This is a genomic window from Winogradskyella sp. (assembly GCF_045105575.1).
In the GTDB taxonomy this organism is placed as follows: Bacteria; Bacteroidota; Bacteroidia; order Flavobacteriales; family Flavobacteriaceae; genus Winogradskyella.
Map to the genome: position 1 here is coordinate 38,105 of NZ_JBGCDQ010000008.1, position 16,030 is coordinate 54,134.

A 16,030-nucleotide genomic window follows, 5' to 3' on the forward strand; every position below is an offset into this window, starting at 1 on the left:
AAAAAGTATCATCGTATTCTTAATTAAAATAATCCCAAGTAATCTTTAAACCCTCCCTAACTGTATACTTTGGCTTATAACCTAATAGATTTTGTGCTTTAGAAATATTAGCTAATGAATCTCTAACATCTCCTTGACGTTCTGGCCCGTAAATTGCTTTCAATTCTGAATTTGCCGCAATTCTTAAAGAATCCCATAAATAATTCACGGTAATGCGCTCTCCACAAGCGACATTGAAAACTTCATTTTTTGCATCTTTTGACGCAAAAAACCCTTTAACATTGGCTTGTACTACATTATCTATAAACGTGAAATCTCTTGTTTGCTCACCATCTCCGTTAATTTTTGAAGGCTCGTTGTCTTTAAGCGCTTGCATAAATAAAGGAATTACAGCTGCATAAGCTCCTGTTGGACTTTGTTTTGGCCCGAATACATTAAAATATCTTAAACCAATAACATCTGTATTATAAGTAGTACCAAAAACATCAGCATATAATTCATTTACGTATTTAGTTACTGCGTAAGGAGATAGTGGTTTCCCAATAGTATCTTCAACTTTAGGTAATGCCTTACTATCGCCATAAGTAGAGCTCGATGCTGCGTAGACCATACGTTTTACTGTAGGACTATCTTTTAAGGCAATCATCATATTTAAAAAACCGGAAATATTTACTTCGTTAGTTGTTGCTGGATCATTAATAGATCTCGGCACAGAACCTAAAGCTGCTTGATGAGAGACATAGTCAATGCCTTCCATAGCTTTTTTACACGTTTCTAAATCTCTGATATCTCCTTCCATCAGTTCGAAAGCAGGGTGGTTCATAAATTCAGTTAAGTTTTCACGATGTCCGTTAGAAAAATTATCTAAAACCCTTACTTTTTTAGCATTATACTTCAGTAAGTATTCAGTAAGGTTAGAGCCAATAAAGCCTCCACCTCCTGTGATTAAAAAACTTAATTTAGATAGGTCAGTTGTGTGATGTGGGTTTGAGTACATTATAATCTTGCGTCTATGGCGTCTAATGGAAGTAATGATTTAACATCAAATACAACACCTGTTTGTGATTTTAATTTTGAAATATCTAATTTTAAAAATTCGTTATGCGAAACCGCTAAAATAACAGCGTCATAATCAGCACCTAACTTTGCAAAATCAGTAATTAAATCTAGTTTATACTCGTGCTTCACCTCTTCTTGTGAAGCCCAAGGGTCATAAACATCCACATTTACGTGGTATGTTTCTAATTCTTCAATAATATCAATCACTCTAGAATTTCTAATATCAGGACAATTCTCTTTAAACGTAATGCCCAATACAAGAGCCTTAGAACCTTTAATAGTCGCCCCTTTTTTAATCATCATTTTTACAGTTTCAGTAGCGACATAGCTTCCCATACTGTCGTTCATTTTACGACCAGCTAAAATAATTTCAGGGTTGTAACCAGATTCAATAGCCTTCTGAGCTAAGTAGTAAGGATCAACACCTATACAGTGACCACCAACTAAACCTGGTGAAAATTTTAAAAAGTTCCATTTTGTTCCTGCTGCTTCCAAAACATCTTTCGTATCAATATCTAATAATCTAAAAATTTTAGATAATTCGTTCACAAAAGCAATATTGATATCACGTTGAGAGTTCTCAATAACTTTAGCCGCTTCCGCTACTTTTATTGAAGGTGCTAAATGTGTACCTGCTGTAATGACTTTTAAGTATAAATCGTTTACTTTTTTTGCAATTTCAGGAGTAGAACCTGAAGTTACTTTTAATATCTTAGTAACTGTATGGTGCTTATCGCCTGGATTAATGCGCTCTGGTGAGTAACCTGCAAAAAAGTCTTTATTATAAATCATACCAGATACTTCTGCCAAAATTGGTACACAGATATCTTCTGTTGCGCCGGGATATACAGTTGATTCATATATAACAATATCATTTTTAGACATTACTTTACCAACAGTTTCACTAGCTTTTATTAATGGCGTAAATACAGGTTTATTTAAGGCATCAGTTGGTGTAGGGACTGTTATGATATAGATATTAGTTGCAGCCAGAGCTTCTGGATTATCGGTAATAAACAGGCCTTTATCAGCATTTAAATCCGTAGTTAAAACAGATTTTAGATTATCATTTTCAACTTCTAACGTTTTATCTAAACCAGTATTTAATTCGCCAATACGTTGTTTATTGATATCAAAACCAACAACAAAGAATTGCTTTGCGAATTCTACAGCAAGTGGCAAACCAACATAACCTAATCCTATGATTGCAATTTTATCTTTTGAATGTGTCATTTTTTAAAAATAGTTTTTAAAATAAGCTTCAAATCTAAGTAAAAAGTATAATTCATTACGTACTTTTTATTGATTTTCACTTTATCTACCCAAATAATCGCTCTATTGTAGTGATCCGGATCTTTTTGCCGTTCTAATACACGTTCTTCATTTACATATTTCAGAGTTGCAGAACCCGTAATTCCTGGTTTAACTTTTAAAATAATACGATCTTCACCTTTCAATTTATCAGCAAAACCGATTAAATCAGGCCTTGGGCCAACAAAACTCATGTCACCTATTAAAATATTATACAGTTGAGGCAATTCATCTAACTTACTTTTCCTTAGAAATTTTCCAATTTTAGTAGCATGCATGACTAAACTACCCAATCGATGTTGCCCCTCTTTTAAAGTTCTTATCTTATAGATTTTAAACACCTTAGCATGTTGCCCAACACGGTTTTGCGAGAACAGACCAAATTGTCTTGTTTCAATAGAAGAAATCAATATTAAAATAAAAATTGGAATTACTAATATCGGTAAAAATAAAAGTACCGTGACTAAATCAAACGCACGTTTGAATTGAAGTTGGCTTTTAGTAATCAAGATTTAAATATTAGGAAAAGTTATGCTTTTTTAAAAAAATTTCTAATTTTTTTAATAAATGAATTATTATCTTTTTCATGATAGCTATTGCCATAAACACCATATCCATAACCGTAGCCGTAGCCATAACCGTAACCATAATTATGGTTATTTTTATGTCTGTAGAAGTTAAGCACAAAACTAATGTTTTTTAGTTCACCTGAATGATATTTTGCATTAACTAGCTGTAGCATACCCTTTTTAGTATAGTCTAAACGCACCATAAAGATAGTCGCATCGGCATACTGCACCAATTCTAATGCATCTGTCACTAAGCCAAGAGGCGGTGTATCTAAGATAATCATATCATATTCTTCCTTAAGAGTGGTTATGAGCTCTCTTAAATTATCGCTCATTAATAACTCTGATGGATTAGGAGGTATTGGTCCTGACGGTATTAAATCTAAATTTTCAATATGAGTATGGGTAGTCACCTCATTCAAAGTACTATCACCAATTAAATAATTTACAACTCCTTTCTCATTAGTTATATTAAAATCATCAAAGATTTTTGGTTTACGCAAATCTAGCCCTAAGAGAATTGTCTTTTTTCCAGAAAGCGCATAAACTGTCGCAGTATTAATGGATGTGAAAGTTTTCCCTTCACCACTTACCGAAGACGTAATCATTAATGTGTTCGCCCTTGTTTGTGATGTGTTTTTTTTGAAAACAAATTGTAAACTGGATCTTATAGCTCTAAATGATTCTGCGACAGCTGATTTCGGCTTCTCATAAGCGACTAAATTATTTTTATAACGGTACTTTCCTATTAATCCCAGTATCGGAATTTTCGACATTCTAGCAATCTCGTCAGAACCATGGATAGTACTATCTAATAAGTATACAACAAAAATTAAAGACATAGGAATGAAAAAACCCATCATCAATGCCATCATATAATTTAACGATTTATTAGGTCCAATCAATCCGCCGCCAATATCTTTCGCTTCGTCAATAACTGTAAGATCAGAAATATTAGCAGCTTTTACAATTGCCGCTTCACTTCGTTTAGCGGTATATATGTTATACGCTTCCTGACTGATATCTAATTTTCTTTGAATCTTTAGAAATTGCTGTTCGTCCTCTGGTAAACCACTTAACTTGCTCTCTAAATTTGCAATATTTCTATTTACAGTGGCTATTTTTATAGAAATAGTCTTTTTTGTAGCATCTAAAGTTTCTAGTAGTACATTTTTTTCTGAATCAATACGACGATCTATTTCTTTAAAAAGTCCGGATCCTTCTTTGGTGGTATATTCTAAATTTTGGCGCTCGGCAGCTAACTCTACAATTTTAGAAACACTATTTAAAATATTCATTTCCGTTATTCCTGCACTTGTTGGTGCCGCTATATTGGTATAGTCTGTTTTGGTATTTAAATATACCTCAAGAGTATTCAAGTAATCTAATTTTGATTCTTCATCTTGCTTTGCTAGATCAAATTGTCTTAGCTGATCCGCAATTTGAGTCATTTCATTTGTAACGTCAAATATCCTGTTTTGCTTTCTAAATTTATTCATCTCATCAGTAACATTTTTGAGATCAGAATTTACAGCCATAAGACTGCTATCAATAAATTTAATGGTATTTGTTGCGTATAAGTTTTTTACTTCTAGCTCTGTTATACTTAAAATTGAAGATGTTGCATTGAGATAATCAACAATTTTATCTTTATTATTACCAGACAATTGTAATTTCAAGATTGAAGGTGTAGATGTAGAAAAAGCTCCTATGATAATTCTGGATCTGTAACTATTCACTACAGCATCAAAATTACTAAATTTCAGAAAAAACTCACTACCTGGAGGAATATCATGTAAATCCTTAATTACAACTTTACCATTAATAAAAGGTAAGTTAATAATATCACCATTTTTGTACGTTTTTGTAAATACTGCTTCAGGCACCTTAACTCTAGATATTGATTGATCACTATACTTTTGAGCCGAGACACTTGAAGTTTCAAATTCAGTAAACACTTGAAATTCATTGGAATTGAGAAATCGCAAACCAATGGGATAACCAATAACTTGATTTTTAGTCTTATCTATAATAAATTCAAATGGCGCTTTTTTGTAGATATCCTCTTTTCGATATTTTCCCTCAATCAAATATTCCATGTAATATTGAAGAGAATCTACAACCTTTTCATTGTGTGTTCTCGTTTTAATAGCCGTAATTATCTTACCAACTTTCCCAGAAGTTCCACCCCAGTTAAAAGATATACTCGTGTTTGCTGTAAAAAAAGGGTTTTGATCGTTATCTACAGAAATCAATGAATCTAATTTATAAACATTTTGTTTTCTAACATTTATAAAGTAAGCAATAAGCATAGCAACACCTATACAGAGCAAAAAAAACTTCCAAAGGTTTAATACTTTAAAAAGATAGCCTCTGAAGTCAAAACTGACACGACCAGATTCTTCGGTATCTAAGTAATCTTGATTTGACATATTATCTCGAAGTCCTTTCTATTAATAAAATCGTTGTTGTTAGCAAAGTGATTATGGAAACGACTGTAGCCAGTGTTTCTCCGCCATTTGTTCCTGTTCCCCATGTTTTCTGCTTCAATGGTTTCACATAAATTATATCATTAGGCTGAATATAATAATATGGAGATTTCATAACATTAATATCGGTTATGTCTAAAGTATGTATTCTTTGACCTTGTGGATACTGCCTTATGATTTGAATCTCTTTTCTATTTCCTGTTACTGGTATTTCACCAGCATTGGCGATGGCTTCAAAAATGTTCACACGCTCTTGAAAAAGGGTTAAAGAACCTGGTGCCCCAATTTCTCCATTAACCGTAAAACGCAAACCAGCTAATTTAACCGTTACAAAAATATTTGCAGCCTCTTTAAATTGCTCTTCTAAAAGCTGTTTTTCAATGCGCTTTTCAATCTCTTCGCATGTATACCCAAGTACATTAATCTTTCCTAAGGTTGGAATTCGTATATTCCCATGAACGTCAATAGTAAAACCATCAAAATAAGCTCGTTCTGCACTTTCCGCATTTAAATTTTCTTCACCTGCAGGATTTAAAATGGAAACCGTTTCTTGATCTAAAGCTTTTACCCTTACATTTAAGATATCATTAATCTGTACTCTGTAAGGCTTCTGAATTTCATATAGATTATTGGAGATTGTGTCAGTAGATGAACCTTCCTTATCCTGCAGATACACAATATCTTTATGAGGAATACAAGACGAAACAATGACACAACTCAATACAATAATCAAAAGCTTTATACGCTTCATATTTACAATAGATGTTAAGAGACAAATATAAGGCATCAATAGTAATAACAAAACTATTGGTATTCTTTTTGGTTTATTTACGTTCTTTGTAAAAAAAATTTAGTTTGAATTACCTCAACGTAGAAAATATATCTAAGTCTTATGGAGAGCTCATCCTCTTTAAAGATCTATCTTTTAGTATCCATAAAGATCAGAAAATTGCTTTTGTAGCAAAAAACGGAAGTGGAAAAACGTCTATCCTGAATATTTTAGCAGGAAAAGATGCTCCTGATGATGGTCAAATAGTAGTAAGAAAAGGACTCCGTTTAGCCTTCCTAGATCAAGAACCCGATTTAGACCCTAAACTCACGCTCGAAGAAACCATTTTAGCATCAGACATTCTTGTTTTAAAAATCATTCAAGCTTATGAAAATGCTTTAAAAAATCCTGAAGATGTCGAAGCTTATCAACTCGCTTTTGAAGGTATGGATCGCTATAACGCTTGGGAGTTTGAAACGCAATATCAGCAAATACTTTCGCAATTAAAGTTATATGATTTAAGCCTAAAAGTAACGGCACTTTCTGGTGGACAAAAAAAACGTCTTGCCTTGGCACAAGTGTTATTAAGCAAGCCTGATATCTTAATTTTAGATGAACCTACCAATCACCTCGATTTAGAAATGATTGAATGGTTAGAGGATTATTTTGCCAAAACACAGCAAACGCTCTTTATGGTAACACACGATAGGTATTTCCTAGAGCGTGTCTGTAACGAAATCATAGAATTAGACCATGGCGAATTGCATACCTATAAAGGCAACTATTCGTACTATTTAGAAAAAAAAGAAGCACGCATAGAAAACCAAGCTACCGAAGTTGGTAAAGCCAAACAACTTTACAAAAAAGAATTAGACTGGATGCGTCGCCAACCAAAAGCACGTACCACAAAATCTAAAAGTAGAATTGATGATTTTTCTCAAATTAAAGAAAAAGCACACAAACGCAGAAACGACCATAAAATTGAATTAGACATTAATATGGAACGTCTGGGAAGTAAAATCATAGAATTCCATAAGGTCTCTAAATCATTTAAAGACAAAACGATTTTAGATGGTTTTGAATATACATTTAAGAAAGGAGAACGTATTGGCGTCATTGGAAAAAATGGAACAGGAAAATCTACATTTCTAAATCTTTTAACACAAAGCATGGAGCCAGATAGTGGCAAAGTGGTACTTGGTGAAACGGTTAAAATCGGCTATTATACACAAGGTGGTATCAAAGCAAAACCAAATCAAAAAGTTATTGATGTTATTAAAGAATTTGGCGATTATATTCCATTGGCCAAAGGCAGACAAATTAGCGCTCAGCAATTACTCGAAAAGTTCTTATTCGATAGAAAAAAGCAATGGGATTTTGTTGAAAAACTAAGTGGTGGAGAACAAAAACGTTTGTATTTGTGTACCGTTTTAATTCAGAATCCAAATGTGTTAATTCTCGATGAACCTACAAACGATTTAGATATTGTAACACTGAATGTCTTAGAAGATTTTTTAATGGATTTTCCAGGAGTACTTTTAGTGGTATCTCACGACCGTTATTTTATGGATAAAATTGTAGATCACATGTTTGTATTTAGAGGCGATGGTGTTGTGGATGATTTCCCAGGGAATTATTCAGATTTTAGAGCATATGATGCCAGCAAACCAAAAGAAATTGAGCCCGTTGTAAAAGTGGATAATACTAAAGCCGAAAAACAAAACGAAGCCAATAAACTCGATTATAACGAACAAAAAGAATACAAAAATTTAGAATCTAAAATCAGATCCTTAGAATTAGATAAAACCAAATTAGAAGCACAATTTCTAAATCCAGAATTGTCCCAAGACGAAATTACGCAGCTTTCAGAAAAACTTCAAAATATTATCGATACTAAAGAAGAAAAGGAAATGCGTTGGTTTGAATTGGCTGAGAAGCTAGAAGGTTAATCTTCAGTTTTCAGTCGCAGTAGGCAGTTTAGGTTTATTAAAATTAAATGCCTCTAATTTAGAGCACAAAAAGTAATCAAAAGCTTAAGCCAATAGCCAATAGCCAATAGCCGAGATAATGTACCAAATCATAGCATACCTAAAATTCTTATTTACCTCCACCAACCAACACGGAGTGCACTCCCCTTTTGTCTATAATTTTGTGACTAGATGTTTGTATGATAAAACCAAATACGAAGCCTATACAACACTCGGTAACTACCGAAACATATTACAAAAATCCGATGTTGTTCTAAAAATTCAGGATTTAGGTGAAGGCTCAAGAGTTTTAGATGCTGATACTCGTAAGGTGAACCAAATGGTAAAAACTTCAAGCAGTTCTAAAAAAGATACTGAATTATTGTATCGTGTTTCAAAATATTTCAAGTTTAAGAATACTTTAGAATTAGGAACATCTCTAGGTATGGGAACCTTGGCTTTCGCTTTAGCAAATCCGAATTCCGAAATTATTACAGTCGAAGGTTGCCCAAACACATCCAAATTTTCAAAATCAAAATTAAAAAATATAGAGGTAAATAACGTTCAATTTACGATCGACAATTTCACAGATGCCATTTCTAATTTAAACGAAAATCAATTTGATGTCGTGTTCTTCGATGGGCACCATAATAAAACAGCAACCATTCAATATTTTGAATCCTTATTATCAAAAGCTCATAACGACACTGTTTTTGTTTTTGATGATATTTATTGGTCCAAAGGCATGACCGAAGCTTGGGAATATATTAAAAACCATAAATCAATTAGCGTAACTGTAGATTGCTTTCATTTAGGTTTCGTATTTTTCAGAAAAGAACAACGAAAAGAACATTTTAAAGTAAGACTGTAACAAGCCAACAACTTTAACGTCTTATTTGGTGAACCAACTTTTTATTTCTGTTATATTGCAGAAGATTTTGACAATAACCCCTTTAGGATTTGGGCAATATTGACAAAATCTTTTCAAAATACAACACTGACTAATTATAAAAATTACACATGAGCGGCAACGTCATTGAAATTAGAAATATCATTAGAGATTTTAAACTAGGGCAAGAAATTGTACATGTTTTAAAAGGCATTGACTTAGACATTAAAGTCGGTGAATATGTTGCCATAATGGGACCATCTGGTTCTGGTAAATCCACACTCATGAATTTATTAGGCTGTTTAGACACACCAACGGCTGGCTCTTATAATTTGAACGGAAAAGATGTGAGCCAAATGACTGACGACGAGCTTGCTGATATTAGAAACACAGAAATAGGCTTCGTTTTTCAAACCTTTAATTTACTACCAAGAACTACTGCCCTAGAAAATGTAGCATTACCAATGGTGTATGCAGGTGCTTCGAAAAAGGAACGTCAAGAGCGTGCCTCAGAAGTATTAACAGATGTGGGCTTAGCAGATCGTATGGATCATAAACCTAATCAACTTTCTGGTGGACAACGGCAACGTGTCGCTGTTGGCAGAGCTTTAGTTAATAAACCGTCGATTATCCTTGCTGATGAGCCAACAGGTAACCTAGACTCTAAAACAGGAACCGAAATCATGGCACTCTTTGATGAAATTCACGCCAAAGGAAATACCGTAATTATGGTAACACACGAAGAAGAGATTGCAGCACATGCTAAACGTGTTATTCGTTTGCGTGATGGTGTTATTGAGAGTGATACAAGGAATCCGTAAAAAGCCCCTTTACCTAATTGTGGCTATCTAAAAGTTATTGAAATTCCCCGGAGGGGAAAAGACTAACACCACCTTTAACGAGTTATAACATTTTACTACTTTGCACCTATTTGCTAGAAATTTTAGTTCAAAGTTCAATATTCTAAGCTCTTTTGTCTAAGGTCTTTTGTCTATTCTCTTTGCTATCAAATTGTGTCGTAAAACACGCTGTGCATATCTGTGGAACGTCCACGAATCTCTGCATTATCATTTCTTTAAGCCTTTGAGTCTTCGCAAGAAAAAATAGTCTGCTAAATTTTACGCTACAATCTTCAAGCTTCATACTTCCATCTTAAAACCAAAGCAATTAACTTCAAACTTTTCAACTTTCACTTATAACTTCTAATTCATAACTCTTAACTTTGTTTCCATGAAAGTATACACAAAAACAGGAGACAAAGGCACAACAGCACTTTTTGGTGGCACACGTGTTCCTAAGCACCATATAAGAATAGAAAGTTACGGCACTATTGACGAACTTAACTCGCATATCGGCTTAATTAGAGACCAAGATATTGACCAATTGTATAAAAATACCTTAATGGATATTCAAGACCGTTTATTTACGGTTGGAGCGATTCTGGCGACAGATCCTGAAAAAGCCACTTTAAAAAATGGTAAAACACGTTTAAATATTCCTAAAATCTCTAATGATGATATTGAGCGCCTAGAAAAAGGAATGGACCTCATGGAAGAAAGCTTACCACCAATGACACATTTTGTGTTACCAGGTGGTCATACAACCGTGTCATTCTGTCACATAGCACGTACAGTTTGCCGTAGAGCCGAGCGTTTAGCCTCACATCTTAATGATTTAGAACCGTTTCAACCCGAAACGTTGATGTACATTAATCGCCTTTCTGACTATCTTTTTGTATTGGCACGGAAGTTGTCACATAATTTACAAGCTGAAGAGATAAAGTGGATTCCTAAAAAAGAATCTTAATCACTTGCCATTACCAGAACATCGTTTAAGTAAAGCAATATTTTCAGAATAGGACTAACAATTGCGATAGTTAATCCGAACTAAAAGTTGACAATTACACGTTCTTTTTATTAATGATGAAACATTTATAAGTGAACTTTGAATTATTCAAAAACGCTTTAAGATAAATGTTTAGTGAGACCGATAAATGAATATATTTATTTTACGAACTAATTAATTTGATTTTTTCTTGAATTGTTCAACTAAAAAATTATTTTTGCAAAAATTAAATTTACAACGCAAATGTATTGGACATTAGAATTAGCATCTTATTTAAGTGATGCACCTTGGCCGGCAACAAAAGATGAGCTTATTGACTACGCAATTAGAACAGGAGCTCCATTAGAGGTTGTTGAAAACTTACAAGCAATAGAAGACGAAGGTGATTCTTACGACTCTATCGAAGAAATTTGGCCAGATTACCCAACTGATGAAGATTACCTCTGGAACGAGGATGAATATTAGCATATAATATAATCACAAATAAAGTCTCTTGCGTTATTATAACTGAGAGACTTTTTTTATTTTCGAAGGCTCGTAATTTAAAATACAAATAGACACAGATTGTTCCCTTGAGGGGACTTTAGTGGTGTTTTAAAAATAGAAACTAAAAACACACAGGTTAACAACCAACCTGACCAAAATATAAGAATATGACCTTTTTAGATAAAGTACTTAAAGTGTTTGTTGGAGATAAATCCAAACAAGATGTAGGTGCTATAAAACCAATTGTAGATAAAATTAAGACGTTTGAAAAAGCCTTAGAGAATTTATCGCACGATGACCTTAGAGCAAAAACTGTTGCATTTAAAGCACAAATTGCCGAAGCAAGATTACCGCTTAACACTAAAAAAGAAGAACTTTTAGCAAAAGCCGCAGTTACTGAAGATATTGATGAGCGTGAAGACATTTATCTTGAAGTTGATAAAATTGAAGACGAAATTTATAATGTTACAGAAGGAGTTTTAAACGACATCTTGCCTGAAGCCTTTGCAGTAGTAAAAGAAACAGCAAAACGTTTTGTACACAATACACAAATTCCGGTAACAGCAAGTGCCTTTGATCGTGAAATTTCTGGAGCTCATGATTATGTGACTTTAGAAGGAGACCAAGCCATTTGGGCAAATTCTTGGGATGCCGCAGGTAAGCCAATTACTTGGGACATGATTCATTACGATGTACAATTAATTGGTGGTATTGCCATGCACCAAGGTAAAATTGCTGAGATGCAAACTGGTGAAGGTAAAACGTTGGTAGCAACGCTTCCTGTGTACTTAAATGCCCTAACTGGTCGTGGAGTACATTTGGTCACAGTAAATGATTACCTAGCCAAACGAGATAGTGCTTGGATGGCACCAATATTTCAGTTTCATGGTATGAGTATCGATTGTATCGATTATCATACTCCAAACTCTGATGCACGTCGCAAAGCCTATAATGCAGATATTACTTACGGAACCAACAACGAATTTGGTTTCGATTACTTACGTGATAACATGGCGCATTCGCCAGAAGATTTAGTGCAACGTCCACATCATTATGCTATTGTCGATGAGGTCGATTCGGTTTTAGTCGATGATGCACGTACACCATTAATTATTTCTGGTCCTGTTCCTAGAGGTGATGAGCATGAGTTTGATGCCTTAAAGCCTAAAGTAAATGCGATCGAAGAAGTACAACGCAAATATTTAGTAGGCGTTTTAGCCGAAGCTAAAAAGTTGATTGCTGCTGGAGACACTAAAGAAGGTGGTTTTCAATTATTAAGAGCCTACAGAGGTATTCCTAAAAATAAAGCGCTGATTAAGTTTTTATCTGAAGAAGGCATCAAGCAATTACTTCAAAAAACGGAAAACTTCTACATGCAAGATAACAACAGAGAAATGCCAAAAGTAGATGCAGAACTCTATTATGTTATTGATGAAAAGAACAATCAGGTGGAGTTATCTGATAAAGGTATTGAATTCTTATCTGGTGAAGATGATCCAAACTTCTTCGTAATGCCAGAAATGGGAACTGAAATCGCTAAGATTGAAGCCCAAGGCTTATCGTCTGAAGAAGAAGCCAACCTTAAAGAAGATTTATTTAGAGACTTCGGAATTAAATCTGAACGTATTCATACACTCAACCAATTATTAAAAGCTTACGCCTTATTCGAAAAAGACAACCAGTATGTTGTTATGGAGAATAAAGTAATGATTGTCGATGAGCAAACCGGTCGTATTATGGATGGTCGTCGTTATTCTGACGGTTTACACCAAGCGATTGAAGCTAAAGAAAATGTAAAAATTGAAGCGGCTACACAAACATTTGCAACGGTAACCCTTCAAAATTACTTCAGAATGTACCGTAAACTTTCTGGTATGACAGGTACTGCGGTGACGGAAGCTGGGGAATTCTGGGAAATCTACAAATTAGATGTGGTAGAGATTCCAACCAACAGACCCATCGCTAGAGATGATAGAGACGATTTAGTTTACAAAACCAAGCGCGAAAAATACAATGCCGTTATTGACGAAGTCACCAATTTGTCTCAACAAGGCAGACCAGTACTTTTAGGAACAACCAATGTAGAAATATCAGAACTTTTAGGGAAACTTTTAAGTGTTCGTAAAATATCGCATAACGTACTTAATGCAAAACAGCACAAAAAAGAAGCAGACATTGTAGCACAAGCAGGTAATGCAGGTCAAGTTACCATTGCCACCAACATGGCTGGTCGTGGAACCGATATTAAATTAAGTGACGAAGTTAAAGCTGCTGGTGGTTTAGCCATTATTGGTACAGAGCGTCACGATTCGCGTCGTGTCGATAGACAGTTACGTGGTAGAGCTGGTCGTCAAGGAGATCCAGGAAGTTCACAATTCTATGTGTCTTTAGAAGATAATTTGATGCGTCTCTTTGGTTCTGAACGTATCGCGAAGATGATGGACAGAATGGGATTGAAAGAAGGCGAAGTGATTCAGCATGGTATGATTTCTAAGTCTATTGAGCGTGCACAGAAAAAAGTAGAAGAAAATAACTTTGGTGTTCGTAAGCGTTTATTAGAATATGATGATGTTATGAATGCGCAGCGTGAAGTCGTTTACAAACGTCGTAAAAACGCTTTGCATGGAGAACGTCTTCGTGTGGATTTGGCTAACATGATTTTTGATACCTCTGAAGGCATTGCTAACAACAATAAAGATGCTAACGATTATAAAAACTTTGAGTTTGAATTGATCCGTTACTTCTCAATGGCCTCACCTATTTCTGGAGCCGACTTCGGAAAACTAAGTGCTACTGATATTGCTGGTACCATTTATAAAGCGGCTTTTAAGCACTATCGCGAAAAGATGCAGCGCAATGCAGATTTAGCATTTCCTGTTATTGAAAATGTGTACAATACACAACGCGATCGTTTTAAGCGTATCGTTGTACCATTTACAGATGGTGTAAAGAACCTACAAGTGGTTACCGACTTAGAGAAAGCTTACGAAACAAAAGGAACACAGTTGATTAATGATTTTGAAAAGAACATTACATTAGCCATTGTTGATGATGCTTGGAAAGTACATTTGCGTAAAATGGATGAACTTAAGCAATCGGTTCAGTTAGCGGTTCACGAGCAGAAAGATCCATTGTTAATTTATAAGTTTGAATCTTTTGAGCTGTTTAAAAGCATGATTGATCAAGTGAATAAAGATGTGATTTCATTCTTATTTAAAGGTGAAATTCCACAAGAAACCGCAGATACAATACAGGAAGCCAAAGCCAGACGTCAGGAAAAATTAGAGACCAAGAAAGACGAGATTCCTAATTTAGACGAACGTTCTTCTCAAAACAGAGCTGCAGGACAAGGAGCTTCGCGCCAACAGCAGCAAGTGGTTGAAACTATCGTTAGAGATCAACCAAAAATTGGTCGTAATGATAAAGTAACGATTAAACATGTGATGAGCGGTGAAGCTAAAGAAGTAAAATATAAGCAAGCGATTCCTTTGATTGATAAAGGAGAATGGGTGCTTGTTGAGTAATTAATTCCTGCGAAAGCAGGAAATCGAAGATTCAGCGAAGCTAATCTCATTAAAATAATCTAAAATCCTGATGCAACCCATCAGGATTTTTTGTTTACATAAATCACTTCAAGTGTTCCAACTTTTTCGTTGAAATATATCGGAAAGTATTCCATTAAGCGTGATCTAAATGCTTTAGACCTAAAAAGTTCTCGATAGATATCTCGCTAATTGTACACAAGCGACAGGACGAAATAGCAAATAATTTCATTATATTTAAACGAACATCACAACTTAGCATCACCTAATTTCTTAAAACCAATACTGCATGAAATCCATCATCACCACATTAGTCCTTACAGCACTATTCGTATCCTGTAATTCCTCAGACAAAAACACGAGCACACCAGACGTCACTACCGAACCGGAAACCGTCGTAGAAGGTGCATTAACTGACACCAACAAAAACCTTAAACCGATTGACTCAGACGCAGCTCTAATCGCCACAGCCTTAATGGCAGCTCCAGAAGCCAGTAGAGCCGATTGTAAAGTTATTGGTTATAATATGGCTGGCGACTTTGTAACGCTACGAGAAGGCACTAATGAATTTATTGTCCTTGCAGACGATCCTAAAAAAGACGGCTTTAGTGCAGCCTGTTATCATAAAGATCTCGAACCCTTTATGGCAAGAGGACGCGCGCTGAAAGCAGAAGGTAAAAAACACCAAGAAATCTTTGATATCCGTGAAGAAGAGGTAAAATCTGGACAACTGAAAATGACCACAGGAACCACCTTACACATCTACTACGGCAAAGAAACACTATACGATACCGAAACCTCTAAAGTAGCAGGTGCAAAACTACGCTACGTGGTATATATGCCATTTGCAACTGCAGAGTCAACAGGTTTGCCAGAAGCACCGGCAGCTTCTAACCATCCTTGGATTATGAATCCTGGGACACACAGAGCACATATTATGATTTCGCCTTTAGCGGAAGCTGATAAGTAAAACAATTTAAAATAATAACACACTTAGAAATCCTGATACATCTATCAGGATTTTTTTATGGTTTTACGGAAAACCGCACAAATCAATATCGTAACTACCTTATTTTTATTGAAATATACGTATAACTACGTATA

12 protein-coding genes are annotated in these 16,030 nt (G+C 34.8%); 7 read left to right on the forward strand and 5 right to left on the reverse strand.

The features are described 5' to 3' along the window. Positions 1-19: 19 nt before the first annotated feature. Genes AB8B52_RS01815 through AB8B52_RS01835 form a run of 5 tightly spaced genes read right to left on the reverse strand, consistent with a single transcriptional unit; the run spans position 20 to position 6,179 of the window. Positions 20-997, reverse strand: coding sequence for an SDR family oxidoreductase (locus AB8B52_RS01815; RefSeq protein ID WP_406024657.1), 978 nt, complete (start codon positions 995-997; stop codon positions 20-22). Beyond that, entirely contained in the window at positions 997-2,292 is a 1,296-nt protein-coding gene (locus tag AB8B52_RS01820) for a nucleotide sugar dehydrogenase (RefSeq protein WP_406024659.1), read from the reverse strand. The genes AB8B52_RS01815 and AB8B52_RS01820 overlap by 1 nt, the downstream gene beginning before the upstream one ends. Further along, positions 2,289-2,879, reverse strand: coding sequence for a sugar transferase (locus tag AB8B52_RS01825; protein WP_406024661.1), 591 nt, complete (start codon positions 2,877-2,879; stop codon positions 2,289-2,291). Before AB8B52_RS01825 ends, AB8B52_RS01820 begins: the two co-directional genes overlap by 4 nt. A 20-nt stretch (positions 2,880-2,899) precedes the next feature. Beyond that, a complete protein-coding gene (locus tag AB8B52_RS01830; protein ID WP_406024662.1) occupies positions 2,900-5,371 on the reverse strand; it encodes a polysaccharide biosynthesis tyrosine autokinase in 2,472 nt (823 codons plus the stop codon). Between the two features lies 1 nt (position 5,372). Further along, positions 5,373-6,179, reverse strand: a complete 807-nt coding sequence (locus AB8B52_RS01835) for a polysaccharide biosynthesis/export family protein (RefSeq protein ID WP_406024664.1) — start codon at positions 6,177-6,179, stop codon at positions 5,373-5,375. Between the two features lie 104 nt (positions 6,180-6,283). Between AB8B52_RS01835 and AB8B52_RS01840 the strand changes: the two genes are divergently transcribed. The 7 genes from AB8B52_RS01840 (at position 6,284) to AB8B52_RS01870 (ending at position 15,896) form a co-directional block, all read left to right on the forward strand. After that, positions 6,284-8,146 carry an ABC-F family ATP-binding cassette domain-containing protein gene (locus AB8B52_RS01840; protein ID WP_406024666.1) on the forward strand — a complete coding sequence of 621 codons (1,863 nt, stop codon included), beginning with the start codon at positions 6,284-6,286 and terminating at the stop codon, positions 8,144-8,146. A gap of 118 nt (positions 8,147-8,264) precedes the next feature. Next, entirely contained in the window at positions 8,265-9,035 is a 771-nt protein-coding gene (locus tag AB8B52_RS01845) for an O-methyltransferase (RefSeq protein ID WP_406024668.1), read from the forward strand. A 149-nt stretch (positions 9,036-9,184) separates the two neighbouring features. Further along, positions 9,185-9,874 carry an ABC transporter ATP-binding protein gene (locus AB8B52_RS01850; RefSeq protein WP_406024670.1) on the forward strand — a complete coding sequence of 230 codons (690 nt, stop codon included), beginning with the start codon at positions 9,185-9,187 and terminating at the stop codon, positions 9,872-9,874. A 409-nt stretch (positions 9,875-10,283) separates the two neighbouring features. Then, positions 10,284-10,859 (forward strand): cob(I)yrinic acid a,c-diamide adenosyltransferase, encoded by a 576-nt coding sequence (locus AB8B52_RS01855; RefSeq protein ID WP_406024672.1) that lies wholly within the window; start codon positions 10,284-10,286, stop codon positions 10,857-10,859. A 282-nt stretch (positions 10,860-11,141) separates the two neighbouring features. Next, a complete protein-coding gene (locus AB8B52_RS01860) occupies positions 11,142-11,363 on the forward strand; it encodes a DUF2795 domain-containing protein (RefSeq protein ID WP_008272287.1) in 222 nt (73 codons plus the stop codon). 188 nt (positions 11,364-11,551) lie between these two features. Continuing rightward, the gene (secA, locus tag AB8B52_RS01865; RefSeq protein ID WP_406024675.1) at positions 11,552-14,908 is read left to right on the forward strand and encodes a preprotein translocase subunit SecA; all 3,357 of its coding nucleotides are present in this window, start codon (positions 11,552-11,554) and stop codon (positions 14,906-14,908) included. A gap of 307 nt (positions 14,909-15,215) precedes the next feature. Next, a complete protein-coding gene (locus AB8B52_RS01870; RefSeq protein ID WP_406024677.1) occupies positions 15,216-15,896 on the forward strand; it encodes a hypothetical protein in 681 nt (226 codons plus the stop codon). Positions 15,897-16,030: the final 134 nt, after the last annotated feature.

Bases quoted from the DNA above. Each gene is read 5' to 3' on its own strand.
- AB8B52_RS01815 (WP_406024657.1), bottom strand. From the start codon at position 997: ATGTACTCAAACCCACATCACACAACTGACCTATCTAAATTAAGTTTT.
- AB8B52_RS01820 (WP_406024659.1), bottom strand. From the start codon at position 2,292: ATGACACATTCAAAAGATAAAATTGCAATCATAGGATTAGGTTATGTT.
- AB8B52_RS01830 (WP_406024662.1), bottom strand. From the start codon at position 5,371: ATGTCAAATCAAGATTACTTAGATACCGAAGAATCTGGTCGTGTCAGT.
- AB8B52_RS01835 (WP_406024664.1), bottom strand. From the start codon at position 6,179: ATGAAGCGTATAAAGCTTTTGATTATTGTATTGAGTTGTGTCATTGTT.
- AB8B52_RS01845 (WP_406024668.1), top strand. From the start codon at position 8,265: ATGTACCAAATCATAGCATACCTAAAATTCTTATTTACCTCCACCAAC.
- AB8B52_RS01850 (WP_406024670.1), top strand. From the start codon at position 9,185: ATGAGCGGCAACGTCATTGAAATTAGAAATATCATTAGAGATTTTAAA.
- AB8B52_RS01855 (WP_406024672.1), top strand. From the start codon at position 10,284: ATGAAAGTATACACAAAAACAGGAGACAAAGGCACAACAGCACTTTTT.
- AB8B52_RS01860 (WP_008272287.1), top strand. From the start codon at position 11,142: ATGTATTGGACATTAGAATTAGCATCTTATTTAAGTGATGCACCTTGG.
- secA (WP_406024675.1), top strand. From the start codon at position 11,552: ATGACCTTTTTAGATAAAGTACTTAAAGTGTTTGTTGGAGATAAATCC.
- AB8B52_RS01870 (WP_406024677.1), top strand. From the start codon at position 15,216: ATGAAATCCATCATCACCACATTAGTCCTTACAGCACTATTCGTATCC.